The sequence below is a fragment of the Saccharothrix sp. NBAS 001 genome (assembly GCF_056640475.1).
In genome coordinates this window covers 9,947,793-9,972,043 of record NZ_CM153251.1, presented here as the reverse complement: position 1 = coordinate 9,972,043, position 24,251 = coordinate 9,947,793, and the positions used below count along the sequence as shown (strand labels likewise).

Sequence of the window (24,251 nt, the reverse complement as noted above, 5' to 3'; positions counted from 1 at the left end):
GTGGGTCGTGGTCGATCTTGGAACCATGACGCCGCACCGCCGGAGAGCCCGTGCCCGACGTCCGCTGCCGGACCCGCTGCGGGTGGAGGAACTGGTCGCCTACCTGCGCGCCGACCGCGCGTGGCGCGACGAGGTGGCGCGCCGGCTGGTCGCCCGGCTGGACCAGCGCCTGGTGCGGTCCGCGAAGGCGTGCGGCTGCCGCCCGCTGGCCCACGTGGCGGAGGAACTCGACAGCCAGGCGTGCGTCGACCCGGGCCCCGGAGCCCCCTACCAGCTGGCGAAGGCCGTCTACGGCCAGGTCCGCCTGCGCGGCGCGGCCCGCCTGCGCCAGACCGCCCGCAGCCTCCGCGTGCTCGGCGTCTACCTGTGCGGCAACGACCTGGCCCTGTGCCCCTGCACCGCCGCCCTGGCCCGCGACCCGCAGCAGGACCAGGTCGACCGCGTCGTGACCGGCGCGCTCGACCGCGCGGGGTTCTGAGATCGGCACCGATCGCACAGGTGCGCGGACTTCCCGATGGACGGGAAGGACGCCCGGCCGCCGGGAGGCCGGGCAGTCGGGAGGTCGCCCCGGTGGTGTCCGGCGCCGCCGGGGCGACTGCCCCCGTCCACCCGCCGGATCCGGCTCACACCCCGACGACCTCGACCACGCGGTCCAGGCCGGTGAAGTCGCGCGGGTTCGTGGTGAGCACCGGCAGGCCGTGCGCGGCGGCCGTGGCGGCGACCTGGAGGTCCATGCGGCGCGGGCGGGGGCTGCGGCCGGCGCGGCGGACCAGCGCCGCCAGCGTGCCGTAGACCTTGGCCGCCGCCAGGGTGAACGGCAGCACCTCGAACCGGTCGAGGGCCGCGTAGTAGCGCTCGGTGCGGGCGAAGCGCTCCACCGGGTCGTCCACGTCCAGGCCGTAGGCCAGCTCGGCCACCGTCACCGTGCTGATCGCGGGCTCCGCGCGGGCCAGGTCGCCGAAGTCGACCTCCTCCAGCCGGATCACCACGCCGGTGTCCAGCAGGACCCGCCGGGTCACCGCAGCCACGGGTCCTGCGCCGGGTCGTCCGCGCCGAAGACCTCGTCGTCGGCGCGGCGGTCGGCGGCCCAGCGCTGCGCGTCGACCGGCGGCAGCCGGCGGAACTCGGCCTGGGTCTCGGCGAGCGTGCGCCGGGGCCGGCCGCCCTCGACGTGCGGCACCAGGTCGGCCACCGGCCGGCCGTTGCGGGTCACCACGAAGCTCTCCCCCGCCTCGACCCGCCGCATGATCTCGGCGTTGTCGTTGCGGAGTTCGCGCTGGCCGATCGATGCGACACCCATGACACAACTCTACCGAATGTGCTACAGACGTGCTACACGTTTCGCGAATCACCCGGGAGGGCACAATTGACTACCATGGGTGATATCCGGATCGGCACCTCGGGCTGGCGGTACCCGCACTGGCGGGGCGACTTCTACCCCCGCGGCCTCCAGCAGCGGCTGGAGCTGGAGTTCCTCTCGCGGATGCTCAACACCGTCGAGCTGAACGGCCCGTTCTACGGCCTGCACGAACCCGCCCACTACCGGTCGTGGTACGACCGCACGCCGGACGACTTCGTGTTCGCCGTCAAGGCGCACAAGGAGATCACGCACTTCCGCCGATTACGCGACGCCGACGAGGCAATCGACGAGTTCTTCGACTCCGGCGTCCTGGAGCTGCGCGACAAGCTCGGCCCGATCCTCTGGCAGCTCCCGCCCACCCTGCACTACCAGCCCGACCGGCTGGCCGCCTTCCTCGCCCACCTGCCCGGACCGCCGGTCCGGCACGCGCTGGAGATCCGCCACCCCACGTTCGCCGCCGCCGAGGTGACCGACCTGCTCACCGCGCACGGCGTGGCCCTCGTCGCGGCCGAGTCCGCGGGCCGCTTCCCGGAACCCGACGAGCCCACCGCCGACTTCGCCTACGCCCGCCTGCACGGCGACCGCGAGCTGTACGTCAGCGAGTACACCGACGTGGCGCTGCGCCGGTGGGCCGACAAGATCCGCACCTGGTCGGCGGACCGCGACGTGTTCGTCTACTTCGACAACACGATGCACGGCGCGGCCCCGCACGACGCCCGCGCCCTGGCCGAACTGCTCGGCCCGTAGCCACCGGCTCACGGTGCGGCCGGCAGCCGCGGCACGCGGTCCAGCACCACCCCGAAGTACTCCGCGTGCGCCGCGACGATCCCGTCGTCGTCCAACTCCTCCTCACGCCGCACGTCACCCTCGGTGACGATCAACCTGTTCCCCGCCACCGTCACCCGGCCGCCCGGCGTCGCCAGCGAACACGTCGCCACCTGCCGGAACTTCGACTCCGGCCACGTCTGCTGGTACCAGCAGGTCGCCCGGAACTCCTCCAGCGCGCGGGGCCGGGGCTCCAGCCGGTACTGCACCACCCCGTCGCGCAGCACGTCGAGATCGCCCCCGGGCGCGTCGGCCAACCGGAACACCCCGGCGGGGTCGACCTGGTCGGCGCGGCTGGTCAGGTCGAGCGGCCCCGACGCGAACCGCCCGAACCCCACGTCCACCAGGAGGTCGCCGACGCGCAGCGCCATGTGGTCGAACGGCGGCCCGAACACGCCGTCGGCGAACACCTTGGCGGCCAGCAGCTCCACCGGGTGCCCGAGCGCCCGGAGCAGCGCCGCGAACGCCCCGTTGAGCTCGTAGCAGAACCCGCCGCGCCGGCGGCGGACGATCTTGTCCACCAGCCGGTCGTCGGTGAGCGTGATGACCTCCCCCAGGTGGATGCTCAGGTTCTCGAACGGGACCGTGCTCAGGTGCCGTTCGAGCAGCTCGACGAGACCGCTGGAGCGCGTCGCGCCGATCCGGTCGAGGTAGGCGTCGACGGTGCTGGTGTCCATGAGGGACAAACTTGCACCCTGGACCCGGGTGGAGGTCAATGGTTCTGTGATCCGCATCGGCACTTCCGGCTGGACCTACCCGCCGTGGCGAGGCGTGTTCTACCCGGAGGGCCTGCCGCACCGGCGCGAGCTGGAGCACCTGGCGGGCGAGCTGAACTCGGTCGAGGTCAACGGCACGTTCTACGCCCTCCAGAAACCGGAGAGCTTCCGGTCGTGGGCCGCCCAGACCCCCGACGACTTCGTCTTCGCCATCAAGGGCAGCCGCTTCATCACCCACATGAAACGCCTGCGGGACCCCCACGACGCCCTGGGCAGGTTCCTGGACTCCGGAATGCTCACCCTGGGCCCCAAACTCGGCCCGTTCCTCTGGCAGCTCCCCCCGACCCTGCCCTACGACCGGGACCTGCTCACGGACTTCTTCGCCGCCCTGCCCCGATCCCACGAGGACGGACCGCTGCGGCACGCCCTGGAAGTCCGCCACGAGTCCTTCCGCGACCCGACGTTCCTCCCGCTGCTGGAGGAGCACGGCGTGGCCGTGGTCATCGCCGACACGGCGAACACGTTCGTCGAACTGGAAGCCGTCACCGCCGACTTCGTCTACCTGCGCCTGCACGGCGAGCAGGAGCTGTACGCCGGCGGCTACACCGACGAGTCCCTGGACCGCTGGGCCGCCAAGATCGAGACCTGGGCCCGGTCGCGGGACGTCTACGCGTACTTCGACAACGACACGAAGGTCATGGCCCCGCGCGACGCCAAAGCCCTCACCACCCGCCTGAACATCAAGTAGCCGATCGGGAGGCACCCCCGCACAATTCGACCTGGAGGTGCCCCCGGCGATGACGACGAAAAGCCTGCTGACCGCCCTGACGATCACCACGGCCGCCCTGGTCTCCAGCGGCACCGCGACCGCCCAGCAACCGTCCCCCACCTGCGACCGAGGCGAGTTCTGCGCCTGGTCCGGCACGAACTACACCGGCACCCTCCGACGCCTGGACCTGGAAACCGCCAACCCGAACGAGTGCATCCCGCTGGGCAACGACCTGGTGGCCCGCTCGTTCGTGAACAACCTGACCAGGGACACCTCGGTCTTCCAGGGAGCCACCTGCTCGACCGAAGCGGAGTTCACCACCTACCCGGGCAAGGGCACCTACGTCCCCGACGCCCCCTTCGTGGTCCGCGCCATCCAGGTCTGGGGCCCGTGACGCCCGTTCAGCAAAGCCACTGGCTGGGATGGACCTCCCGGTCGTAGAGACGCCACAAAGGCACCCGGACCGCCGAACGCCGGTCGGCCGGATCACCGAGCAGGCGGGTTCTGGCCAACGCGCGCCGCAACCGTGCTGCCGGGTCACCGCCCTCCGACCGGTCCAGGAAAACGGCCCGCCGCGCGTCGCCCGCGTCGAGCACGCCGTCGGCCAGGTAGCCGTTCACCGGCACCGCGAGCGCGGCGGTCATGTGCTCGACGGCGGACATGGCGTCGTACAGCCGTTGGGCCGACGGCCCGTCGACAACGCCGGCACCGTCCTCGGGGTTCGCGTCGACCGCCTCCGACAACGCGGCCCCGATCCCCCCTTGTGCCGTCCACAAAGCACGATCACCGACCACGACGAGGTGGGCGCGTGCCCTCGTCACCGCCACGTTCCAGAGGAAGCTCTGCCGTTGCAGCCACCCGATTGCCCCGGACGACATCCCGGGGGAGGCGACGAGCGAGAACACGATCGCGTCGCGCTCGCCGCCCTGGAACGTGTGCACCGTGCCCACCCGGACGTCGTCGACGCCGTCGAATCGGCGTTGCAGGGCGTCCTTCTGCGCTGCGAACGGAGTCACCACGCCGATACCGGCCCCTGCCGGGAGGACGGAGCGGAGGTGGCCGACGCAGCGCACCACCTCCTCGACCTCCTGGTCGTTGCGCCAGGACTTGCCGGAGGCGCGCCTGACGTCACCTCGGACGTCGTGCCAGGCGAGCGCGGGCAGGGATGCGCGTCGCTGCGCGGCCACGTCGGTGAGGACGGTGAGCCCCCGGTCGTAGAACCTCCGGTTGGACACGCCCGCGATGTCGGGGTGGCACCGGTAGTGCTCGTCCAGCAGGAGGCTGTCGCCGGCTGCACGTTCGGCGATGTGGAATGCGGAATGCCGGCGGTAGGTGGCCGCCACGTCCTCCAACCAAGCCGCGTTCACCCCGGACGCGCGCAGCGCGCCCTTCTCCGCCGAGACCGCCAGCCGCTGGACCGGCGGCAGTTGCATCGGGTCGCCGATGATCAACGCCCGCTTGGCCCGGTAGAGCAGCGGCAGGACGTGCGGGATGAGGCATTGGCTGGCCTCGTCGACGATCACCAGGTCGAACAGCCCTGGGTCGGTCGGGAACCTCCGCACGCTGAGGCTGGTGACGGCCCAGCCCCGCACGTGCGGCAGCACGCGCTTGACCTCCGCCCAGTCCGAGCGGGTGGCCTGCAACAGCGCGTTGATCGCCCGGGAGCCGCGCCGCGCGCCATCGGTCACCGCTGCAGTCAAGTCCGCCGTCGCGGCGGCCTGGACGGCACGGTCCGCGTGGTCGGCGGCGGCCGCCAGTTCGTCGTCGGTGCGCTGCCGCTCGGCGTGCGCCCTGCTGTCACGCCACGACAGTTCGGCGGCAACCCGCTCCGCAGCGCGCACGCACACTTCCCCGGCCGCGTTGCCGGTCCACCCGATGCCGCGCAGCAGACGGGCTCGTCGCATCCGGCCGAAGAACCGCGCACCGGCCAGCTTGCGGGCGCGTGCCACCCATTGGCCCCACGGCGTGTCGACTGGCAGCGACACGGTGTCGCCGCCGATCTCCACCCATCTCTCCAGCGCGGCCTCGCGCTCGCGCGCGATCCTCAGCAGGTGCTCTTCGAATCGCGCCTTCGCCCCGAATTCGGCCCGGACGGCCTCCTGCGCCGCCAGGGCCTGGTTGAGCTGTGCCCGGGTGGTGGCGGCGTTGCCCGGAGCCGGCCCCAGGGCAGCGAGGTCGGCCAGCGTGTTCGCTTCCCCCCGCCGGTAGTCGGAGCTGCCGGTGCGGACGACCGCCCCCGCGACCATCGCCCCGACCCGCTGCGACACCTCGTTGACCGCCTGGTTGTTCGTCGAGGCGACGAGCACCGTCTGGCCGTTGGCCACGGCGGTCGCGACGAGGTTCGCGACGAGTTGGCTCTTGCCGGTTCCGGGCGGCCCCGTCGCGACGGTCAGCCGACGGCCCATCGCCGAGGCGATCACCTCGCGCTGCCGGTCGTTCAGCGCGATCGGTGCCACCAGCTGCCACGCCGATGCGGTGCCAGACTGTCCCGGGTGGAGCAGCTCGGCCAACGCGGTGCCGGCGATCGTCCGGCTCTGCTGCCGGATGCGGTCGAGGTCTTTGAGCAGCCCTTTGGTGGCGTCGATGTCCCGGGGAGCCGCGAACAGCAACGCGGCGTTGCGCGCACCGCTGAGCGGGGTCTTGAGGTCGAGCCGGGGGTCGAGCGCGGACGGCTGGAGCTTGTGCACGTCACGGAGCTGATAGGGGTCGCCGAGGTGGAAGTTGATGTCCTTGACGAGCTGGCTGTGCGAACCCGCGTGCCACGTCGGTTCGTACTCGTCCGCGAAGGTCTGGGCCTCTTCCTCGCCGAGGAGCTTGTGGGCGAGCTTGCGATGGGGTTCGACCGGGCCGTACGGCTCCAGCCTCGGTCCTGTCGGGCCTTCGACGAGGGCGACGCGGCGGACGAACAGGGGTGCGACGTCCGCGACCCGGTCGGTGCCGCTGAGCAGCACGATCGCCGGGTACCCGTACCAGAGTTCGCAATCGTCCTCGGCCACTTTGCGGACCAGCCGCTCGGCACCGGGCGGTAGCTCGCAGGTTCCGTCGTCGTCCAGGAGCCCGGTCAGGACGCGCTCGGGACCCGGCACGCACACGAACGAGGTGCCCACCTGGTCCGTGCGCATCAGCATCGGCTCGGCGGCATCGGCGAGCATGCACCACCGGTAGTAGTCGATGAGCGCTTGCCACGGGTCCTCCGGCGCGCTCGCCGCCACGGCCCGCTTGCGGGGTGCACCCGCTGCGGTGGAGCGCGGGCCGATCGGCGCGAGCCGCAGCGTCGGGCCCCGCCACGTCTTCGCGATGATGATCTCGTCGTTCACCCCGAGCGCGGACTTCTCCGGGGTCTGCCTCGGGTGCTTGGCCCGGACCTGCTCGGATACGTGCCGGAACAGCTCGTCGACGCCGATGACCCCGTCTCCGTCCCGATCGGCCTGCCCGGTGGCCAGCGCCCGTACCAGCTCGCCGGTGAACAGCGACGGAGCAGGCAACCCCGCCGAGTCGACACCGCCGGTGAAGGACTCCTCCTCGGCGCTGGAGGACGACAGCACGTAGACCCCTCGGCTGCGCAGCAGCGAACCACGTGCGCCCTTGCTCACGCGGGTGGTGAAGCCCCTGGTGAAGCCACCGCTCTCGCAACAGTCCAAGACCGCGATCTTCTGCGCTGCGGCGCATTGTTCGAGCTGGTCGTTGACGTATTCGGAGCTGACCGCCGTGTCTTCCAACCTGCCGGGATCGGTGTCGGTCGTGGCGAAGAAGAACCTCCCGTCGCCGCTGATCGAGGCGTTGCCGTGGCCGGTGAGGAACACCACCACCTGCTCGCGGTTGCCGGCCGCGCCCAGGAACTCGGCGAGCCGGTGCCGAACCGTGCTGGAATCGGCGTCCTGGACGATCTCGACCTCGTCGAAGGCGCCGAGCGACGGGTGTTCCAGCACTTGGGCGAGCAACTGGGTGTCCGCGCGGGTGCAAGGCAGCGGGGAAAGCCTGGGGTCGCTGTAGTTCTCCGTGCCGATCAGCAGGGCTCGCTTGGTCAGCGCGGTCACGTAAGGTCTCCATGGTCTCGACGTGCAGACACCTGCGGAACACGATGGCCATACGATTCGACCGCGTCCCGAATTCCTTCGATCATCACCCGATCGAACCAATCACCATGCCATCATCAGGCACAACTCCTATCGAACACCGGGAAGACTCATGACCGATCCGCAATTCGGCGGAAAAGACCCTCAGGTCGACCGCCAGGGCAAGGGGATGGTGATCGACTCCTCGCAGCCCGTCGGACTCTCCGAGCCGGTGGAGCCACGACCACCCGCCCAACCCGAGCCCGCCGGTCCCGAGGAGTCCTGAGCCCGATGCCGACGACCCCGGTCGCCATCGGGATCTTCCTTCTCATGGTCGTCCCCGGCATCGCCTTGGAACTGCTCCGGCAACGGGCCCGTCCCGGTCGGCAGGACAGCGTGTTCGTGGAGACCAGCCGGGTGCTGCTCGGCGGTGTGCTGTTGAGCGGGACGAGCCTGCTGGTGCTGGGCCTGCTCCGCACCACGACCGCCGCACCGCTCGCCGACCCCCGCGAACTGTTCGCCCGGGCCTCGTACCTACCGGACCACCTCTGGCTGGTGGGCACGAGCGCCGCGCTGTTCGTGACGATCTCGATCACGTCGGCTTCGTTGTTCTACAGCCTGTTCCCCTACCGAGGACTCCAGGGCGAGGTCGCCCAGGAAAGCGCGTGGGTGACGGTGTTCGCCCGGCTGGCAGAACGGGCGGAAGCCGAGAACCGGGACGAACTCCGCGGCAAACGCCTGATCACCCAGGTCCAGGTCGACCTCGACGACGGAACCGGGTACATCGGTACCCGCGAGTCCTACTCGGCCGATGTCGCGGTGGAGAACCGCGAACTGGTGTTGGCCCGCCCCCTGCGCCGTGTCGACGCGGACGGGACCGAGCTACCCCTCGACGAGCGCTGGGAACGGGTGATCGTCGGCAACGACAAGGTGCGTGCGATCCGCGTCCTGTTCTCCGCGGTGGACAGCAGGACAAGCGCGCCGGCCCACCGGGTGACCACGAAGTCGTGGAGGGATCGCGCCATCGCGGTCGCGCGGTTCTGGACGACTGATCCGCGATGCCTGACGGCGCTGCTGGCCGCGCAGACGGCGATCCCCGCAGTGCTCGGCGTGCTTCGCTGATACCTCTTTGGCGTGACGCCGGAAACAGGTCAGTATCTGTGCCAAGGCGCCCGCGCGCCGGTGGTTACGGCGCCCCGTGCCCCGATCAGGCCACCGGCGGCGTGGAGTGGGCGGGTGTTCGTGCTCGCGGCCGGACGACGAGCCCGGTTCGGGCACGGACCTGGCACGATGGATCGGACTGAACGGCGGTCAGGGAGGCACGAAGCCTAAGTGGACGAGAAATCGAAACGGTGGCACGAGATCACGCAGTCGGCGTTCGGCCACGAGCGCGCCGCGCTGCGACAGGTCCGCGACCTGCTCCCGGACCGTCACCCGTTCGAGGCGTGGTCGAACTTCACCTTCACCTCCCAGCACGGGCACGTACGCGAAGTCGACCTGCTGGTCGCCACACCGAGCGGGCTGCACCTGGTCGAGATCAAGAGCCTCCAGGGCAGGCTGACCAACCAGGACAACATCTGGGTCCAGCACCGCCCCAACGGTCGGGTGCGCACGTTCGACAACCCGTTGGCGTTGGCGAACCAGAAGGCCATGGAGCTCAAGAGCCTGCTGCTCCAGGCCGCACGCCGGGACGGGGTGCACGTCCCGTACGTCGCCGCGGCGGTGTTCCTGTCCGAGGCCGGGCTGGACTGCCGACTGAGCGAGTCACAGCGGCACGGTGTCTACGGCCCCGAGCACGGCACCCCCTTGGCGAAGATCGGCTCGGACCTGCTCACCGGCCAGGTGAGCCGCTCACCGGTGCCACCGGAGTTCTTCATCGCCCTGCCCCGGCTGCTGCGCGGCATCGGGATCCACCCGACGCGGCGCAGCGTGACCGTCGGTGCGTGGCAGATCGAACCGCGCCCGTACGAGAGCGGTCCGACCTGGCAGGACCACCGCGCGACCCGGGAGGACATGCCCGGCGAGTACCGCCGGGTGCGGATCTACCTCTACGAGCGCGAGGCGGACCGGGACAAGCGCGAATCGATCCGGGCCGCGGCGGAGCGCGAGTTCCGGGCCTGCCAGGGCATCCGGCACCCCGGCCTGCTGCGCCCGGTCGACTTCGTCGCGCACGAGCTGGGACCGGCGCTGCTTCTGGAACAGCAACCGGAAGCGATCCGGCTGGACCACTACATCGCCCAACACCACGCCGCGCTCGACCTGCCGACCCGGCTCGACCTCGTGCGCCAACTCGCCGAGGCGGTGAACTACGCCCACGAGCGCAGGCTGGTGCACCGTGCGTTGTCCCCGCGCGCGGTGATCGTCCAGCCGACCGGTGGCGACTGGCTCCGACCGCAGCTCCAGGTGGGTGAGTGGCAGGCTGCCGCGCGCGGGCTGTCGGGACCGACCACCGGTCACCGCCTGCGCCCCAGCAGCGGTGCCGCCGCGCACATCGAAGCCGCGGCGACGCCCTACCTGGCCCCGGACTTCACCGACGACCCGGACGGCACGGTCGCCATCGACGTCTTCGGCGTCGGTGCCATCGCGTACCTGGTGCTCACCGGGCAGGCTCCCGCCGCGCGCGCCGACCGCGCCCAGGACCACGACGGCCTGCACCCGCAGGCCGTCGACGACAGCATCCCCGACGACCTGGACGCGGTGATCGCGCTGGCCACCACCCCCGTGGTGGCCGACAGGTTCCCCGACCTCGCGCTGTTCCTGGAGGAGCTGGCCGACGCAACCCGGCTCGACGCCACCGGCGCGGAGCGGGAGGACCCGTGGGACGCCGGCCTCGGCCAGCGCCTCGCGGACTCCGACTACGTGGTGCGCAAGGTGCTGGGCACCGGCGCGACGGCCCGCGCGTACCTGGTCGACCACGACGGCATCGACACCGTCGTGAAGGTGTCCCGGTCGGCAGAGGCGGAAGACCGGCTGGTCGACGAAGCGCACTCGCTGGAGCACCTGCGCCACGACCACATCGTCGTGCTGCGGCGCAGCCTGTTCCCCCTGGGCAGCCGGCACGCGATCGAGATCGACTACGCCGGGGAGCGCTCGCTGGCGCAAGTGCTGCGCGATGAGGGTGCCCTGCTGCCGGACAAGCTCCAACTGCTCGGCGACCAACTGCTCGACGCGCTGTCCTACCTGGAGCGCAAGGGTGTCGTGCACCGCGACATCAAGCCGGACAACCTCGGCCTGCGCAGTCACCCGAAGACCGGGCAGGCGCTGGTGCTGTTCGACTTCTCGCTGGCAGGCGCGCCGCCCAACGACGTGCAGGCGGGTACGCGCGGCTACCTGGACCCGTTTCTCGGCACCGACCGGCGGCCCGGCTACGACACCCACGGCGAGCGCTACGCCGCGGCCGTCACGCTCCACGAGATGGCCAGCCTGGAACTGCCGACGTGGGGTGAGGACGGCACCAACCCGAGATTCCACGGTCACCCGGCCACCATCGCGAGCGAGCTTTTCGAAGCCGGCCTGCGCGAACCGCTGCGGACCTTCTTCGGCAAGGCGCTGCACCGCGACGCCGAGCAGCGGTTCACCTCCGCCGCCCAGATGCGCGAGGCGTGGCGGCAGGTGTTCACCGCGCTGGACGAGACCGGTCCCGCCGCGATCTCGTCGTCGGGTTCGGACGACCCGGCCGAGCTGCGGCAGGAGGCCGCCGAGCGGGCGAGCCTGGACACCGCGCTGGACGCGGCCGGTCTGACCTTGCGCGCGGTGGCCGTGGCGAACAGGTTGGGCGCCAACACGGTCGGAGACCTGCTGGACCTCCGGGTGAACGAGGTTCGCCGGGCGCGTGGGCTGAGCCGGAAGACGCGGACGGAGCTGCTCGACCGGATCGCCGCGTGGCGCACCCGGCTGGTGTCGGACCCGGCCGCGATGCGCCCGCTGCAGCTGCCGGAGGACGGCGACTCCGGTCGCCTCCCGCTCGACGCGATCGTCCCGCTGCTGCTGCCGACGGCCAAGCGCCGCAACGACACCCAGGCCGCGATCAGCCGCCTGCTGCTGGGGTTGCCGGACGCGGACGGAGCGCTGCCCGCCACCAGGTGGCCGACCAATCGGGCGGTGGCCGACCGCACGAACGTGACGCCGGGGCGCATCGCCCAGGTGTTGACCGCCCGCCGCAGGGCGTGGGCCGAACTGGACGTACTGGAGGGCGTACTCGACGAGGTGGTCGACGCGCTCGCGTCGCTGCGCCGGGTGGCCGCCGCGGAAGAACTCGCCGAAGTGCTGCTCGCCCGGCACGGCTTCGCCGACACGACGGACCCCGGGCTGCGGACGGCATACGCGTACGCGGTGCTCCGGGCCGTCTACGAGGCGGACTCGATCCGGGACGAGAGCAGGCTGGTGCTGCGCAGGCACCACGACCGCCTGCTGCTGGCGTTGCAGGTCGGCCAGGACGAGCCGGTCGAGACGCCGTCGGACGAGGCGTTGCTCGACCTGGCGACCGCACTGGCGGACGCGGCGACCACGCTCGCCGCGCAGGACCCCCTGCCCACGCCGACCGCGGTGGTGCGCGAACTGGCCGCGTGCGTGGAGCGGTTCGGCGAGGCGTTCGACGAGAAGCGGCTGGTCCGCTTGGCTGCGGCGGGGTCCGGGGCAGTCCTGTCGAACGTGCGCATGGAGCTGTACCCGCGCGACCTGCCGGTGGTGCGGGCACTGCGCCTGGCTCAGGCCGGTGCCGGGCTCCCGGCGGACGGCCTGAGCGCCGAAGCGGTGCAGCGGCGAGTCGACAACCGATTCCCCGGCCTCGACCGGCTGCCGACCGGGCGGGCGCTCAAGGAGTTGCTGGTCGAGGCGGGCTTCTCGGTGCGGTGGAACGGGGAGCGGTTCGGTCCGCCCGAGCCGCAGCTCACCGCCGTCACGCCGGATCTGTTGTCGTCCACGGGCTCGGTGAGCCGGCCCTTGGTCGAAGGGACGGCCGCAGGGGACGTGGACGCCCGGTTGGCCGACGTCGCCCGGCGTGGCGGCATCCGCGTCGTCACCGTCCGGCTCAAGCGGTGGGCGCGGGCGCGGGTGGCGGTGGAACTCGCCCTGGGACTGCCCGTGGTGGACGTGACGAGCGCGTTCGTGGCCGCCCTGCGCGAAGTCGCGAAGGAGCTGCGCATCCCGGACTTCGACCGGGTGTTGCGCGCGGACGCGGCGGAGGCGGGCAGCAACGACCAGCTCAACCTGCACCGGGTGGTGGAACAGGCGTGCCGGCGACTGGAAGCCGACTGGACGGGCCGCCAGGTACTGGCCCTGGACGGCCTGACCCCGCTCGGGCGCTACCCGGCCGCGCAGGCGCTGCTGGAGAAGCTGTGCGACCGCGCCCGCTACGGCCGGACGGCGGGCGGCCCGCCCGGTCCGGACACGGTGGTGCTGCTGTGCCCGGCGGAAGACGAGACGAAAGCCCCTCACATCAATGGCTACGTCATCAGGGTGAATTCGCCGGAAGAGTGGATTATCGCCAGATCTCCTTGGCCGCCGGCCGGAATACTGCACCCACAAGCGGGCTGAGAGTCACGTGTCGCTCGGGCACGTGACTCTCGCACGCCCGCAAGCGAACACGCACAGCGACGATCGCTGGGCGCAACGTGACCGGGGCGGGAGAGGGATTCATGCCGTTCGTGGCCGATGGCGGTGGCGGGGCGGGCGCTCCAGCCCCCGCCCCGGTGTTCATGCAGGTCGCACCGGAGCGGATCCTGGCGCTCAAGGCCAGGTACGAAGAGGTCCGGGACGAGGTCCAGGGCTTCCTCGACCGAGAGGAGTGGAGCCTCGTCCGCCAGGAGGCGGTGGCCGGCGACGAAGTCTCGGCGGACGCCGCGAGCACCTTCGCCGGCAATGCCTCCACGGCCGTGGAGGTCACCAGGCTGTTCCTGGTCGAACTCGTCCGCAACATCGAACAGCTCGGCAATGCCGCGAAGACGTATCGGCTGGTGGAAGACGTCAACACCGATGCCATGCACCAGCAGAGCCGGGGGATCTGACCGCCATGCGACGATCTCTGTTCGCGGTGGCGGCTGTCGCTCTCGTACTCGTGCTCGGCGCTTGTGCGAACGAGGGCGGCCGACCTCGCCCCGAGACGAACACGACGCCGACTCCCGCGTCGTCCGCACCCTCCACGTCCGCCGGGCGGCCCCGCGAGGTGAAACTCGACGGCCGGAAGCCCTGCGAGTTGTTGACGTCCGTGCAGTTGACGAACTTCGGCATCGACCGCTCCGGTCAGCCCCTGGACGTGCCGGCGCTCAACGCGACCGGCTGCACCTGGACGGTCAACGGTGCTTCCAATCTGATCGTGCCGGTCGTCGCGGACGGCATCGAGGTGTGGACGGAGGGCAAACGCGTCGGCAAGCCGACCGAAATCGACCCGATCGCGGGTTTCAAAGCCATCACCGTGACCACGACGCTGAACCCGAGCCGGTGCGACGTGGTCGTCGACACCGCCGCCGGGCAGTACCTGGCCGCCGGGTTCTCGCTGACCACCGACAAGCCGGAGCAGTTCCCGAAGCCGTGCGACCGGGCCCGGCAGCTGGCCGAGGCCGTGATGCAGAACCTGCTGAAGTGAGAGGGGGCCGCTGATGGGAATCGGTGAGCACAACTTCGACGCCCAGTCGCACCGCGAACTCTACGACAAGATCCACGGCGGTCCCGGGCACTCGGCCGCCCGCACGGTGGACGACGCGTGGAACAACTTCCGGGCGGTCATGGGCAACGCCAAGTCGAACCTGGAGTCCGCGATCCGCGACGCCAACGCGGTCTGGATCGGCGCGGCGGGCGAGCAGTTCAGCGCGAGTTCCGCGCCGTTGGTGAAGTGGGCCGACGATCTGCGCACGGCGGGCGTGAAAACGCACGACGCCTTCTCCTCGCAGACCTCGTACTACAGCGGCGCCAAGACCGCCATGCCGGAGCCGGTCCAGGTGACGTCCACCGCCAACGACGACTACTGGGGCATCCCGTCGGGTTTCCAGCACCTCGTCGGCGGGCAGACCGACCAGGACATCCAGGAGCGCGCGGCGAACGAGGCCAAGCGCGAGGCGGTCCGGGTGATGAACGGGTACCGGGACGACGCCGCCTCCGCCGTCGACGCGCTCGGCGAGTTCGTGCCACCACCTCAGGTCGTCACTCAGGTGGCGGAACCGACCGTCGAACAACCCTGGGCGCACGACCAGTACACGCCGCAGTTCTCCGACCCGGCCTCGGTGGGCACGACCTCCACCTCACAACACCAGCAGGCGCAACCCCCGGTCACCACGCCACCGACGTTCTCGTCGGGTGACGACACGCACACCTCGGTCGCCCAACCGCCCGCAGACGTCGCTCCCCGTCCGACGCCGTCACCGACACCCGCGCCCCCTCACCCGGTGCCCGGACCGACCCCGCCGGCTCAACCGCCAGTCTTCAGGCCGCTGCCCAACCCGCCCGGTCAACGGGATCGGCAGGCCGTCCGGCCGAACCCGCCACGCCCGCCCGCTGATGTTCCCCGTCACGCGCGCGAACCCAGGCCACCGAGTGGCACGCGGATCGGCCCGCCCGCCGGTTCGCAGACCGGCGGCACACCCCGGTTCGGCGGCGGCTTGCCGTCGACCCCGGGCCAACCGTTCGGTCCCGGGAACTCGTCGGGCATCGCGCCGGACGCCCAGTCCAACCGCACCGGCACGGCCGGGAGTCAGGTTCGAGGCGCGGCAAGTCCGTCGCCGATGGCGGGTGGTCTCGCGGGTGCGCCGCAACGCAGCCAGGGCGAAGACGACATCGAGCACAAAGCCGCGCCCTACTTGGAAGAACTCGCGGACGTCTGGGGCGAGGAGAGCCTGCCGAACGTCGCGCCCCCGGTGATCGGGGACGACCACCGGTGAGGTTCGCGTTGTCCCGGCTGGAGTTCGACCTGTGCTGGGAGCACCTGAAGCTGGGCGAGCACCCGACGATCCTGACGATCTCCTCACACGGCGCGACTTCCGAGGAACGGCGGGCATTGCTGGCCGAAGCCTGGCACGGCCTGGCCGCTCGAGGTCTGGTCGAGCGCGGCGAGCTGGATCCGAGGCTCGCGGGATGGCTGGAACTGCTGGCCCGCCCCGACCGGGAGGTCGACGCCCGGCTCCGGCTGGACGACGGACCCAGGGTCCGCGCGGTGGCCGCAGCCCGGCGCGGTCACGCGGTGCTCGCGACGTTGACATCGGAAACACTCGTCCTGCAACGGATCGAGGAAAGCGGCCTGGCCGATGCAGTGGTGTCGCTGCTGCCAACGCACCAGACTCCCCGATCGCGCTCGATCAGCCTGCTCGCGGCCGATCTGGAACAGGCAGCTTCGGTGGCGGGCGCGTCGGCGTCCAAGATGGAGCTGGCGTTGCGGGACAACGGTGTGCCGCGTCCCGATGCGCAGAAGATCGCCTCGGTCCTGGGTGGTGTGACGAGGATGGGCCAATTCGGCACGGCGGTCCGGCCGCAACGCAACGGCAGCCCCGGGCCACGGGTCCGAGGCCCGTACGCGGTGTCGTTCTACGACACGGCGGAAGGGCGCTGGCAGTTCACCCGACGCCCGTCAGGCGACGGTCGGGACTGGTCCACCTTGAGCCCGGCCGACCATCAGCGACTGGTCCACTCCGTGTCGGAACTGTTGTCCGCCACCGACTGAGCGCGTTCGGCGGGCTCCTGGTCGACCTGGTTGGCCAGGAGTTCCGCCACATCCATCTCCCCGAGGGGCTTGTCAGGCGTCATCGCCAAGACCGTACGCGGCGAGCCAGAGCACGTCCTCCTCTGCCGACGTGCGCGGACCGTCGCCCACCGGCCGCAGCACCAGCCGGATGTCCCGGCGCAACAGGCAATCCGCCGATCCGCACGTCCCGCACCGACCCAGACCGTCCAACGGGTGGCCGTTGAGGCACAGCGCGAGCGCCTCGACAAGTCGGTAGGTCTCCGAACGCGCCACGGTCAGGGCCAACTCGTCCGAGCCGTCGGTGACGCCGATGAGCACCAGAGCCAGGTGTTCGCAGATCAGTTCGTCGACCGCGATTCCATTCATGATTCCGAGAGTTGCATCACCGATTCCCGCGCGCAAGGCGCTACGCTCATTCAATCGGGTGAGTTCTTCAAGCTAAAAACCAATTCTGCCCGACTATTTTTTCAACCCTTGCAAAGGAGTCGATCTCGTGAAGCAGCAGTCCGGGGTCAGCACCAGGGGAATCGGCTTCGAACTCGAACAGTTGCGCCGGGACGCCGAGTTGACCCTGCAAAACGTCGCCACCGCGCTCGGCGTCTCGATCAGCACGGTCAGCAGGCTGGAGAACGGCAAGCGGGAGGCCACGCCCGAGGAGGTCTCGGCGATCCTGGCGGTCCTGGGCGTGATCGGCCCGACCCGCACCAGGCTCCTGGACCGCGCTCGCGGAGGTGACGGTTCAGGTCTGGTCGAGGCCGCGAACCCGACCGTGCAGAGCCGCACCTACCTGAACTTCGAGACCCGCGCGAGCGTCATCACCGATTTCGAACTGATGCTCATCCCGGGGCTCGCACAGACCCCGGAGTACGCGCACTCGATCATCTCCGCCATCCAGGTGGACGAGGGGGAGCCGACCGTCGAGGTCCGGGTCGGCAGGCGGATGGCACGTCAGGCCATCCTGGCCCGCAGCACACCGCCCACCGTCAACCTGATCCTCACCGAGGCCGCGCTCCGCCTCCCGATCGGCGGCCCGAAGGTGATGGCACGGCAACTGCGGCACCTGACCGACCTGTGCGAACGACCGAACACCTCCGTCCGGGTGATCCCGTCGGCCGTCGCCGGGCACGCCGGTCTGCTCGGCCAGTTCGTCATCCTGGATTTCCCCGCCGATCGGCCGGTGGTCTTCGTCGAAGATCGCACCACCGGCCTGTTCTTGGACGACCCGGCGCTGGTCGCGCTCTATAGGCTGACGGTCGAGAAGCTGACGACCGTGGCGTTGGACGAGACCGGCTCAGTCGACCTGATGTCGTCCATCGCACGCGAGTTCACCGCGAGCGAGGAGGAACTCCGATGACCGCGTCCGACTGGCGGAAGAGCAGCTACAGCGGGAATGACGCCAACTGCGTGGAAGTGTCGCAGGGGCCGATGACCGGCTTGCGGGACTCGAAGCACCCGGAATCGGGCCACATCGCGATCCCCGCACCGGCGTTCCGCGCGTTCGTCCGGTCACTCAAGGAGAACTGAACGGGCTGCGGGGTGGTTCCGGCGCCCGGCCCACCCCGCTCCCCTACTCTGGCTCCTTGTGACAACGCCCTCTCTCGATCGCTCCGCGCTGCTGGCCGACCTGCAAAAGCAGGTGCTGCTCCTGGAGAACGACCTCCGCGAACAGGTCGACCGCGAGCCCGATGTCATGGCCGATCTCACGGCCAGGCACGAGGCCGCGCTGACGTCGGCGACGCTGGGCACGTTCATCGGCGAGCAGGTCACCCAGGCGGCTGTGGCGTGGGTGCTCGGCACCGTGTTCGTGCGGTGGAGCGAGGACAACGACCTCGTCCGCCCGATGCTGTCGGGCTCGGGTGACCGACTGGCCCAGGCGGAGGACGCGCAGGGCGCGTTCTTCCGGCAGGAGCCGCACGCCACGGACGCGGACTGGGTCGAGCAGACCTTCGACTCACTGCGCCGCAGCGACGCCGGCGAGGCGCTGTTCGACCGCAAGCACAACCCGGCCTACCTGATCCCGATGTCCCACGACGGCGCGAAGGCATTGATCCGCTTTTGGCGTACGCGCAGGCCGGACGGCTCGCTGGTGCACGAGTTCCGCGACGACACGTGGGACACGCGTTTCCTCGGCGACCTGTACCAGGACATGTCACAGGCAGCGAAGGACAAGTACGCACTCCTCCAGACTCCGGACTTCGTGGAGGAGTTCATCCTCGACTACACCCTGAAGCCCGCCCTGGACGAATTCGGGCTGGAGGGCTTCCGGCTGATCGACCCGACGTGCGGCTCGGGCCACTTCCTGCTCGGCGCGTTCACGCGGTTGACGAAGGCATGGCGGGAACAGGACCTCAACCTGAGCGACACCGAGATCGCCCGCAAGGCGCTGGACTCGGTGCACGGCGTCGACATCAACCCCTTCGCGGTAGCCATCGCCCGGTTCCGGTTGACGTTGGCCGCGTGGTGGTTGGCAGGCGTGCGGACGATCGACCAGGCGGCGGGCCAGCGCTGGGCGGTCACGGTCGCCATCGGCGATTCGTTGCTGGCGAAGAAGAGCGACACGTTGGCCGGGCTCGACCAGTTCGTGGGAATTCAACTGGAGTCCGAGGACGTCGAGGACTACCCGACGTTGCTGGACGAGGGCTCGTACCACGTGGTCGTCGGCAACCCGCCGTACATCACGGTGAGCGATGCGAAGCTGAACACCGAGTACCGCCGGTACTACACGGCGTGCCACCGGCAGTTCCAGTTGACCGTGCCGTTCGCGCAGCGTTTCTTCGACCTGGCGCGTAGGGCAGGCTCGGACCGCCGCGGGTCGGGGTACGTCGGCCAGATCACGTCGAACGGCTTCATGAAACGCGAGTTCGGCACCAAGCTGATCAAGGAGTTCTTCCCGACGGTCGACCTGACCCACGTGATCGACACGTCGGGCGCCTTCATCCCCGGTCACGGAACCCCGACGGTAGTCCTCGTCGGCCGCCGCCGTACACCGGACCGGAGCCAGCCGGTACGTGCGGTGCTCGGCATCCGAGGCGAGCCCGGCCAACCGGCCGATCCAGCGAACGGCGTCGTGTGGACGGCGATCACCAGCCAGATCGATCAGGCGGGCAGTGAGTCCGACTGGGTCAGCGTCACCGACTTCCCCCGCGAACGTCTGTTCCAGCACCCCTGGTCCCTCAGTGGCGGTGGCGCGGATACACTTATGGCAGAAATTGGGAGAAATTCCCGCCGAAAGCTCGATCAACTGTGTGAACTTATCGGGTTCATGGCAGTAACCCGCGAAGACGATGCATACGTACTCGACTCCGCAGTAGCACGCCGACTCTCACTTGCAGATACAGTACAAACTTTTGCAACCGGAGCCGAAGTACGAGATTGGGATCACTCGCACGAATTTGATACAGTCTTCCCGTACACCGCAGACGCTCGGTCAACTCAGCTTACCCAAGCCTCAAAAAAGCACTTGTGGCCGAACCGGACGCTCCTTTTTCGCAGGCGAGCACTTTCCGGATACCACATCGACCGGGACATCGACTGGTTTGCGTACTCAGATTTTCATCCAGTACGCTGGCGCTCACTTTTTCTGATCACCTTCGCTTTTGTCGCTACGCACAACCATTTCACACTCGATCGCGGTGGAAGGGTTTTCACCCGAACTGCCCCTGTGATCAAATTGATTGCCGAAGCGACCGAAGACGACCACCTCAGGCTCATCGGCGTGCTGAACTCATCCACCGGCTGCTTTTGGATGAAGCAGGTCAGTCATCTGAAGGGTGGCAGCGGCGTCGGACGTGGCGTACAGGACGAAGCCTGGGAAGGGCGCTTTGAGTTCACTGGCACACAACTGGAGCAGTTCCCATTGCCTGTAAGGCTTCCGCTAGAGCGTGCACGCAGCCTCGACTCGCTGGCCCAGCAACTCGCGAGCAGCACCCCGCAAGCCCTCGCCAACGCGGAAATCCCCAACCGCGACCTCCTCTCCCGAGCCCACGACGACTACACGACCTTCCGCGCCCGGATGATCACCGAGCAGGAAGAACTCGACTGGGACGTATATCAACGCTACGGCCTGCTCTCCGACTCCGAGGCCGCCCGAGTCGTCATCCCCGACCCGTCCACCGTCCCCGCCCTCAACCTCGGCGAACGGGCCTTCGAAATCGTCCTCGCGCGCACCGTCGCAGCAAGCGAGACCGACACCCAGTGGTTCGTCCGCCACAACTCCACCCCGATCACCGAACTACCCACCCACTGGCCCGACGACTACCGCCGCGTGGTCGAGGCCCGCATCGACCTGATCTACAAGCGCCGCGACATCGCCCTCATCGAACGCCCCGAGTGCAAGCGCCGCTGGTCCGTAGAACCCTGGGACAAGCAACAAGAACGCGCCCTCCGAGAATGGCTTCAGGATCACCTCGAAGCCCGCCACCTCTGGTACGCCGAGGACGCCAACGGCACCGAGCAACCGACCATGCGGTCGGTCTCCGAACTGACCGACCTGCTCCGCGCCGACACCGCGTTCACCGGCGTGGCCCGTATCTGGGCCGCCGACGCGCTGGGCAACCAGGACGTCGACCTCGCCGAGATCGTCGCCGCTCTCGTGGACGACGAGCACGTCCCGTTCCTCCCCGTCCTGCGCTACAAGCCCGCCGGCCTCCGCAAGCGCGCCGACTGGGAGCACGTCTGGGACCTCCAGCGCCAAGAGGACGAAATCGCCGCCGAACTCGGCAAGGAAGTCACCGACCAGACCGTCCGCAAGGAAGTCGAGACCCGTCTCGGCACGATCCCGGTCCCGCCGAAGTACGGCTCTGGCGATTTCCTGCGCAACTCCTACTGGCGACACCGGGGCAAGCTCGACGTTCCCAAGGAACGCTTCGTCTCCTACCCCGGCGCAACACGCGACGGCGACGGGAGCCTCCTCCTCGGCTGGGCGGGCTGGGACCACCGCGAGCAGGCGCACGCGCTCGCCGTGCTGATCAGCCACCGCCACACCGAGGAAGGCTGGCCGGCCGGCCGTCTCACCCCGCTGCTCGCCGGTCTGCACGAGGTGCTCCCGTGGGTGAAGCAGTGGCACGGCGACGTGGACCCGGTATTCGGCGAGTCCCCTTACGTGATCTACGAGGGTTTCCTCGAAAGCCAACTCGGTGAGTCCGGCATCGCCCGCAGCGACCTGGCGACGTGGCAGCCCGCAACCAAGTTGGACGTCTCGCCGCTCCCCCGTCGAGGCACCCGACGCCCCGCCACCAAGCAGACCAAGGTGGACAGGGGGTTCACCGCCGAGCAGTTCGCCGCGGTCCTGGACTTCGCCGCGAACGGTCCGCTGACGACACCCCAGACCGCCGAGGTCACCGGACTGTCCGCCGCGCTGGCCCGAGACCTCCTCAAGCAGCTCGTGGAACGCGGTGAGCTGATCCAGACCGGGCAACGTCGCGGCACCCGCTACGAGTTGCCGTCCACTCGATAACGCTGCGCACCTCCCCCTGCCGTCGATACAGTCAGCAGTCAGGCGACTACTCGACGCGACAGCAGGGGGAGATGTGGGCGGAGTTCTCCGGTTGGGGTTCGAGGAGGACGACGAGCACGACCGTCCACCACCGAGCGGCCTGCCGACGGCCCAGCACCCGGCGGAATCGCTCAGCGGTCACACCGACGGCGTGACCGTCACCGTGGACGAGGCCGCCGAAATCCGCGAGGTCTCGCTGGACCGAGGCTGGCGGCGGCTGGTGGACCCTCGCCGACTCGGCGACGCCGCGATGGTCGCAGCGAACGAAGCCACCATGCGTGCCCTGGCCAAGCAGGTCGAGCAGCCGGCCGAGAGCCCGGACGCACCGGCACCACAGCCGTACCGGCCCATCACCCCGCAGGACGCCGTGCGGCTGCTGGACGAGGTCACGGCGGACCTCACCGCGTTCACCCGCCGCCTCGCCGAGGCAACCGGCCCGGTGTCCGTCGAGAGCCGAGGCGGGCACGTGCACGGCACCTCCCACGGCGGCCGGGTCACGGCCTTGCGGGTCGACCCCCAGTGGGCGAACCAGGCACGCGATTCCGAGTTGATCGCCGAACTGCGGGAAGTGCTCGCCGGACTGCGCGCACGAAGCGCGCCCGCGCACCTCACCGCCGGCCTGGACAGCCCTGCGATCACCGAACTCAACGCGCTGGCGCGTCACCCGAACACCCTGTTGCGCGGATTGGGGCTGCTGCCATGACCGATATCGCCGTCGCCCTCGAAGCCATGCGGTCCGACGCTGCGGCGTGGGAATCCGCAGCCGACCGCGTGGACGGTCCGCGCTCGTCGATCGACCGGTTCACGCTCACCGGCGCGGACGTGTCGAAGTGGGCTGTGGACAGCGGTTTGGACCGCACCTACGACGATGCCCGGCGGACCATGGAGAGCCTGCTCGCACAGGCTTCGGCCACGTTCCGCCTGATCGGCACGCAGTTGCGAGCCGCTGCCGATACCTACGAACGCGAAGACGAAGCGAACATGCACGCGCTGAACAAGATCGTCGAGTGAGGGCACCGTGAACGAGTTAGCGGAGCAGGCCAACCAGCAGTCACGGGACATCGACGCACGGATCCGCGAGTTCGTCGACCAGGTGAACGGGGTGCTGAGCTGGGTCCCGCCCGGTCTCGGGCACCTCGTGATGCCCATCCACCACGGGATGAACGCCTTGGCGGACCTGGCACAGGAGTTCTGGGACCGGGTCACGCTGCTGTGGGACCAGCCGGGCAACTCGGAACGGCTCAAGCAGGTCGGTGACCAGTGGGTCGCAGAGGTCGGGAACGTGCTCGGCGACATCGCCGGCACGCTCGGCCTGGACAAGCTCCGCACGACCGCGGAGTGGGAGGGCCGCGCGTCCCGCGCCTACCGCGACGCGATCCCGGCGCAGGTGGCCGGCCTGAACTCGATCAAGGACGTCGCGAACCAGGTCCGCACCTCGCTGGCCGGCCTGGCGAACTCCATCGACAGCTTCTGGCTCGCGATCAAGTGGGCGTTCGGGGTGTTCCTCGTCGGCGCGGTCGGTGCGATCGCGGCGGCGTGCACGATCGTCGGCATCCCGGTGGCCATCGCCGCGCTGTCCACGGCGGTGTCGGTGTCGCTGGGCCTGGTCGTCACCGCCGTCGTGGCGCTGGAGGCGCACACCAACACCGTGGAGATGGAACAGGCCGCCATCCGGCAGAAGGTCCACGACCTCGGCTCGACCTGGTCGACACCGGAGGCCGGGACCATCTCCGACGCGAGCGTCCTGGACGGCGACCCGTCCGATTGGCGACCCGGGTCGTGACCGGGCCGACCTGGCTCTGGGTCTCCGCACCGCGCGCACGGGAACTGCGCACGTCCTGCACCCGGCTCGGCGTGGTGTTCATCGGCGCGGCGGTGGCACTGGCGCTCCTGCTGGTGGCCGTCGGGGTGAGCCTGCGCACGCCGGGTAACGCCCTGGACGCCACCGCGTGGATCTTCGGGCCGGTCAGCGTGCTGCCGCTGGTCCTGGCGGGCGCTGTCCTGGTGAACGCCCGGGTGCACGTACGGGGCGAGCACCTGGACGTGGCAGGTGCCCGCAAGGTGCGGCGCGGACTCGCGGTGTTGTGGGCGTGCACCCTGCTGTCCTCCGGGTTGGCCGCCGGGGCCAGGCTCTCCGCGATCGACCTCGCGTCGGGCGGCCGGTCCGGGGCGGTCTCCCCCGCGAACTGGATCTACCTCCTGCTCCTGCTCGTGGTGGTCGGGCTCGGGGGCGCGGCGTTCGCCGCTGGGCGCACTACACTCCGCTTCTCTACGCCAACCGGGTGACTGTGTGAAACGGTCCTTGCCGACGGTCCTATATCGACAGTGCGATGGGCGGAGGCCGGCGGGCGGAACGCTACGGTG

23 protein-coding genes are annotated in these 24,251 nt (G+C 69.9%); 18 read left to right on the top strand and 5 right to left on the bottom strand.

The window, feature by feature from the left end:
- The first annotated feature begins 25 nt into the window (after positions 1-25).
- Positions 26-478: a hypothetical protein gene (locus AC0HI0_RS45225; protein ID WP_480929610.1), complete on the top strand. Its 453-nt coding sequence runs from the start codon at positions 26-28 to the stop codon at positions 476-478.
- A 145-nt stretch (positions 479-623) separates the two neighbouring features.
- On the opposite strand, the gene AC0HI0_RS45220 is transcribed toward AC0HI0_RS45225, so the two are convergent.
- Both AC0HI0_RS45220 and AC0HI0_RS45215 read right to left on the bottom strand, forming a co-directional pair.
- Positions 624-1,028, bottom strand: a complete 405-nt coding sequence (locus tag AC0HI0_RS45220; protein WP_480929609.1) for a PIN domain-containing protein — start codon at positions 1,026-1,028, stop codon at positions 624-626.
- Positions 1,016-1,300 (bottom strand): type II toxin-antitoxin system Phd/YefM family antitoxin, encoded by a 285-nt coding sequence (locus AC0HI0_RS45215; RefSeq protein ID WP_480929608.1) that lies wholly within the window; start codon positions 1,298-1,300, stop codon positions 1,016-1,018. The genes AC0HI0_RS45220 and AC0HI0_RS45215 overlap by 13 nt, the downstream gene beginning before the upstream one ends.
- A gap of 66 nt (positions 1,301-1,366) precedes the next feature.
- Between AC0HI0_RS45215 and AC0HI0_RS45210 the strand changes: the two genes are divergently transcribed.
- On the top strand, positions 1,367-2,107 hold the full coding sequence (locus tag AC0HI0_RS45210; RefSeq protein WP_480929607.1) for a DUF72 domain-containing protein: 741 nt from the start codon (positions 1,367-1,369) through the stop codon (positions 2,105-2,107).
- 8 nt (positions 2,108-2,115) lie between these two features.
- On the opposite strand, the gene AC0HI0_RS45205 is transcribed toward AC0HI0_RS45210, so the two are convergent.
- On the bottom strand, positions 2,116-2,862 hold the full coding sequence (locus tag AC0HI0_RS45205) for an arylamine N-acetyltransferase family protein (protein WP_480929606.1): 747 nt from the start codon (positions 2,860-2,862) through the stop codon (positions 2,116-2,118).
- Here AC0HI0_RS45205 and AC0HI0_RS45200 point away from each other — a divergent pair.
- Positions 2,861-3,649, top strand: coding sequence for a DUF72 domain-containing protein (locus AC0HI0_RS45200; RefSeq protein WP_480929605.1), 789 nt, complete (start codon positions 2,861-2,863; stop codon positions 3,647-3,649). The genes AC0HI0_RS45205 and AC0HI0_RS45200 overlap by 2 nt on opposite strands.
- A gap of 49 nt (positions 3,650-3,698) precedes the next feature.
- The gene (locus tag AC0HI0_RS45195; protein WP_480929604.1) at positions 3,699-4,064 is read left to right on the top strand and encodes a peptidase inhibitor family I36 protein; all 366 of its coding nucleotides are present in this window, start codon (positions 3,699-3,701) and stop codon (positions 4,062-4,064) included.
- Positions 4,065-4,071: 7 nt separating this feature from the next.
- Here the strand turns inward: AC0HI0_RS45195 and AC0HI0_RS45190 are convergent, their stop codons facing one another.
- Entirely contained in the window at positions 4,072-7,707 is a 3,636-nt protein-coding gene (locus AC0HI0_RS45190; RefSeq protein WP_480929603.1) for a caspase, EACC1-associated type, read from the bottom strand.
- Positions 7,708-7,858: 151 nt separating this feature from the next.
- On the opposite strand from AC0HI0_RS45190, the gene AC0HI0_RS45185 reads away from it, so the two are divergent.
- From AC0HI0_RS45185 to AC0HI0_RS45155, 7 genes are all read left to right on the top strand, one after another.
- Entirely contained in the window at positions 7,859-8,011 is a 153-nt protein-coding gene (locus AC0HI0_RS45185; protein WP_480929602.1) for a hypothetical protein, read from the top strand.
- Between the two features lie 5 nt (positions 8,012-8,016).
- Positions 8,017-8,847, top strand: coding sequence for a DUF6338 family protein (locus tag AC0HI0_RS45180; RefSeq protein ID WP_480929601.1), 831 nt, complete (start codon positions 8,017-8,019; stop codon positions 8,845-8,847).
- Positions 8,848-9,057: 210 nt separating this feature from the next.
- Positions 9,058-13,260 (top strand): BREX system serine/threonine kinase PglW, encoded by a 4,203-nt coding sequence (gene pglW, locus AC0HI0_RS45175; protein WP_480929600.1) that lies wholly within the window; start codon positions 9,058-9,060, stop codon positions 13,258-13,260.
- Between the two features lie 101 nt (positions 13,261-13,361).
- Entirely contained in the window at positions 13,362-13,730 is a 369-nt protein-coding gene (locus tag AC0HI0_RS45170; protein WP_480929599.1) for a PE family protein, read from the top strand.
- A gap of 5 nt (positions 13,731-13,735) precedes the next feature.
- Complete coding sequence (locus tag AC0HI0_RS45165; protein ID WP_480929598.1) at positions 13,736-14,308, top strand: DUF3558 domain-containing protein; 573 nt, start codon at positions 13,736-13,738, stop codon at positions 14,306-14,308.
- 13 nt (positions 14,309-14,321) lie between these two features.
- On the top strand, positions 14,322-15,596 hold the full coding sequence (locus AC0HI0_RS45160; protein ID WP_480929597.1) for a PPE family protein: 1,275 nt from the start codon (positions 14,322-14,324) through the stop codon (positions 15,594-15,596).
- A gap of 8 nt (positions 15,597-15,604) precedes the next feature.
- Positions 15,605-16,372 (top strand): ESX secretion-associated protein EspG, encoded by a 768-nt coding sequence (locus AC0HI0_RS45155; RefSeq protein ID WP_480929596.1) that lies wholly within the window; start codon positions 15,605-15,607, stop codon positions 16,370-16,372.
- A 72-nt stretch (positions 16,373-16,444) separates the two neighbouring features.
- Here the strand turns inward: AC0HI0_RS45155 and AC0HI0_RS45150 are convergent, their stop codons facing one another.
- Complete coding sequence (locus AC0HI0_RS45150) at positions 16,445-16,759, bottom strand: hypothetical protein (RefSeq protein ID WP_480929595.1); 315 nt, start codon at positions 16,757-16,759, stop codon at positions 16,445-16,447.
- Between the two features lie 127 nt (positions 16,760-16,886).
- Here AC0HI0_RS45150 and AC0HI0_RS45145 point away from each other — a divergent pair, with 127 nt between their 5' ends.
- The 7 genes from AC0HI0_RS45145 (at position 16,887) to AC0HI0_RS45115 (ending at position 24,173) form a co-directional block, all read left to right on the top strand.
- Positions 16,887-17,747 (top strand): helix-turn-helix domain-containing protein, encoded by an 861-nt coding sequence (locus AC0HI0_RS45145; RefSeq protein ID WP_480929594.1) that lies wholly within the window; start codon positions 16,887-16,889, stop codon positions 17,745-17,747.
- A complete protein-coding gene (locus AC0HI0_RS45140; protein ID WP_480929593.1) occupies positions 17,744-17,917 on the top strand; it encodes a DUF397 domain-containing protein in 174 nt (57 codons plus the stop codon). The genes AC0HI0_RS45145 and AC0HI0_RS45140 overlap by 4 nt, the downstream gene beginning before the upstream one ends.
- Positions 17,918-17,975: 58 nt before the next feature.
- Positions 17,976-21,848 (top strand): BREX-2 system adenine-specific DNA-methyltransferase PglX, encoded by a 3,873-nt coding sequence (gene pglX / locus AC0HI0_RS45135; RefSeq protein ID WP_480929592.1) that lies wholly within the window; start codon positions 17,976-17,978, stop codon positions 21,846-21,848.
- 73 nt (positions 21,849-21,921) lie between these two features.
- The gene (locus tag AC0HI0_RS45130; protein ID WP_480929591.1) at positions 21,922-22,590 is read left to right on the top strand and encodes a hypothetical protein; all 669 of its coding nucleotides are present in this window, start codon (positions 21,922-21,924) and stop codon (positions 22,588-22,590) included.
- The gene (locus tag AC0HI0_RS45125; RefSeq protein ID WP_480929590.1) at positions 22,587-22,898 is read left to right on the top strand and encodes a hypothetical protein; all 312 of its coding nucleotides are present in this window, start codon (positions 22,587-22,589) and stop codon (positions 22,896-22,898) included. The genes AC0HI0_RS45130 and AC0HI0_RS45125 overlap by 4 nt, the downstream gene beginning before the upstream one ends.
- A 7-nt stretch (positions 22,899-22,905) precedes the next feature.
- The gene (locus tag AC0HI0_RS45120; protein ID WP_480929589.1) at positions 22,906-23,670 is read left to right on the top strand and encodes a hypothetical protein; all 765 of its coding nucleotides are present in this window, start codon (positions 22,906-22,908) and stop codon (positions 23,668-23,670) included.
- Complete coding sequence (locus tag AC0HI0_RS45115) at positions 23,667-24,173, top strand: hypothetical protein (protein WP_480929588.1); 507 nt, start codon at positions 23,667-23,669, stop codon at positions 24,171-24,173. Before AC0HI0_RS45120 ends, AC0HI0_RS45115 begins: the two co-directional genes overlap by 4 nt.
- The last annotated feature ends 78 nt before the right edge of the window (positions 24,174-24,251 follow it).

Coding starts and splice junctions, on each gene's coding strand:
- AC0HI0_RS45185 (WP_480929602.1), top strand. CDS start 7,859: ATGACCGATCCGCAATTCGGCGGAAAAGACCCTCAGGTCGACCGCCAG.
- AC0HI0_RS45225 (WP_480929610.1), top strand. CDS start 26: ATGACGCCGCACCGCCGGAGAGCCCGTGCCCGACGTCCGCTGCCGGAC.
- AC0HI0_RS45165 (WP_480929598.1), top strand. CDS start 13,736: ATGCGACGATCTCTGTTCGCGGTGGCGGCTGTCGCTCTCGTACTCGTG.
- AC0HI0_RS45195 (WP_480929604.1), top strand. CDS start 3,699: ATGACGACGAAAAGCCTGCTGACCGCCCTGACGATCACCACGGCCGCC.
- AC0HI0_RS45215 (WP_480929608.1), bottom strand. CDS start 1,300: ATGGGTGTCGCATCGATCGGCCAGCGCGAACTCCGCAACGACAACGCC.
- AC0HI0_RS45160 (WP_480929597.1), top strand. CDS start 14,322: ATGGGAATCGGTGAGCACAACTTCGACGCCCAGTCGCACCGCGAACTC.
- AC0HI0_RS45170 (WP_480929599.1), top strand. CDS start 13,362: ATGCCGTTCGTGGCCGATGGCGGTGGCGGGGCGGGCGCTCCAGCCCCC.
- AC0HI0_RS45125 (WP_480929590.1), top strand. CDS start 22,587: ATGACCGATATCGCCGTCGCCCTCGAAGCCATGCGGTCCGACGCTGCG.
- AC0HI0_RS45200 (WP_480929605.1), top strand. CDS start 2,861: ATGAGGGACAAACTTGCACCCTGGACCCGGGTGGAGGTCAATGGTTCT.
- AC0HI0_RS45205 (WP_480929606.1), bottom strand. CDS start 2,862: ATGGACACCAGCACCGTCGACGCCTACCTCGACCGGATCGGCGCGACG.
- AC0HI0_RS45180 (WP_480929601.1), top strand. CDS start 8,017: ATGCCGACGACCCCGGTCGCCATCGGGATCTTCCTTCTCATGGTCGTC.
- AC0HI0_RS45140 (WP_480929593.1), top strand. CDS start 17,744: ATGACCGCGTCCGACTGGCGGAAGAGCAGCTACAGCGGGAATGACGCC.
- AC0HI0_RS45150 (WP_480929595.1), bottom strand. CDS start 16,759: ATGAATGGAATCGCGGTCGACGAACTGATCTGCGAACACCTGGCTCTG.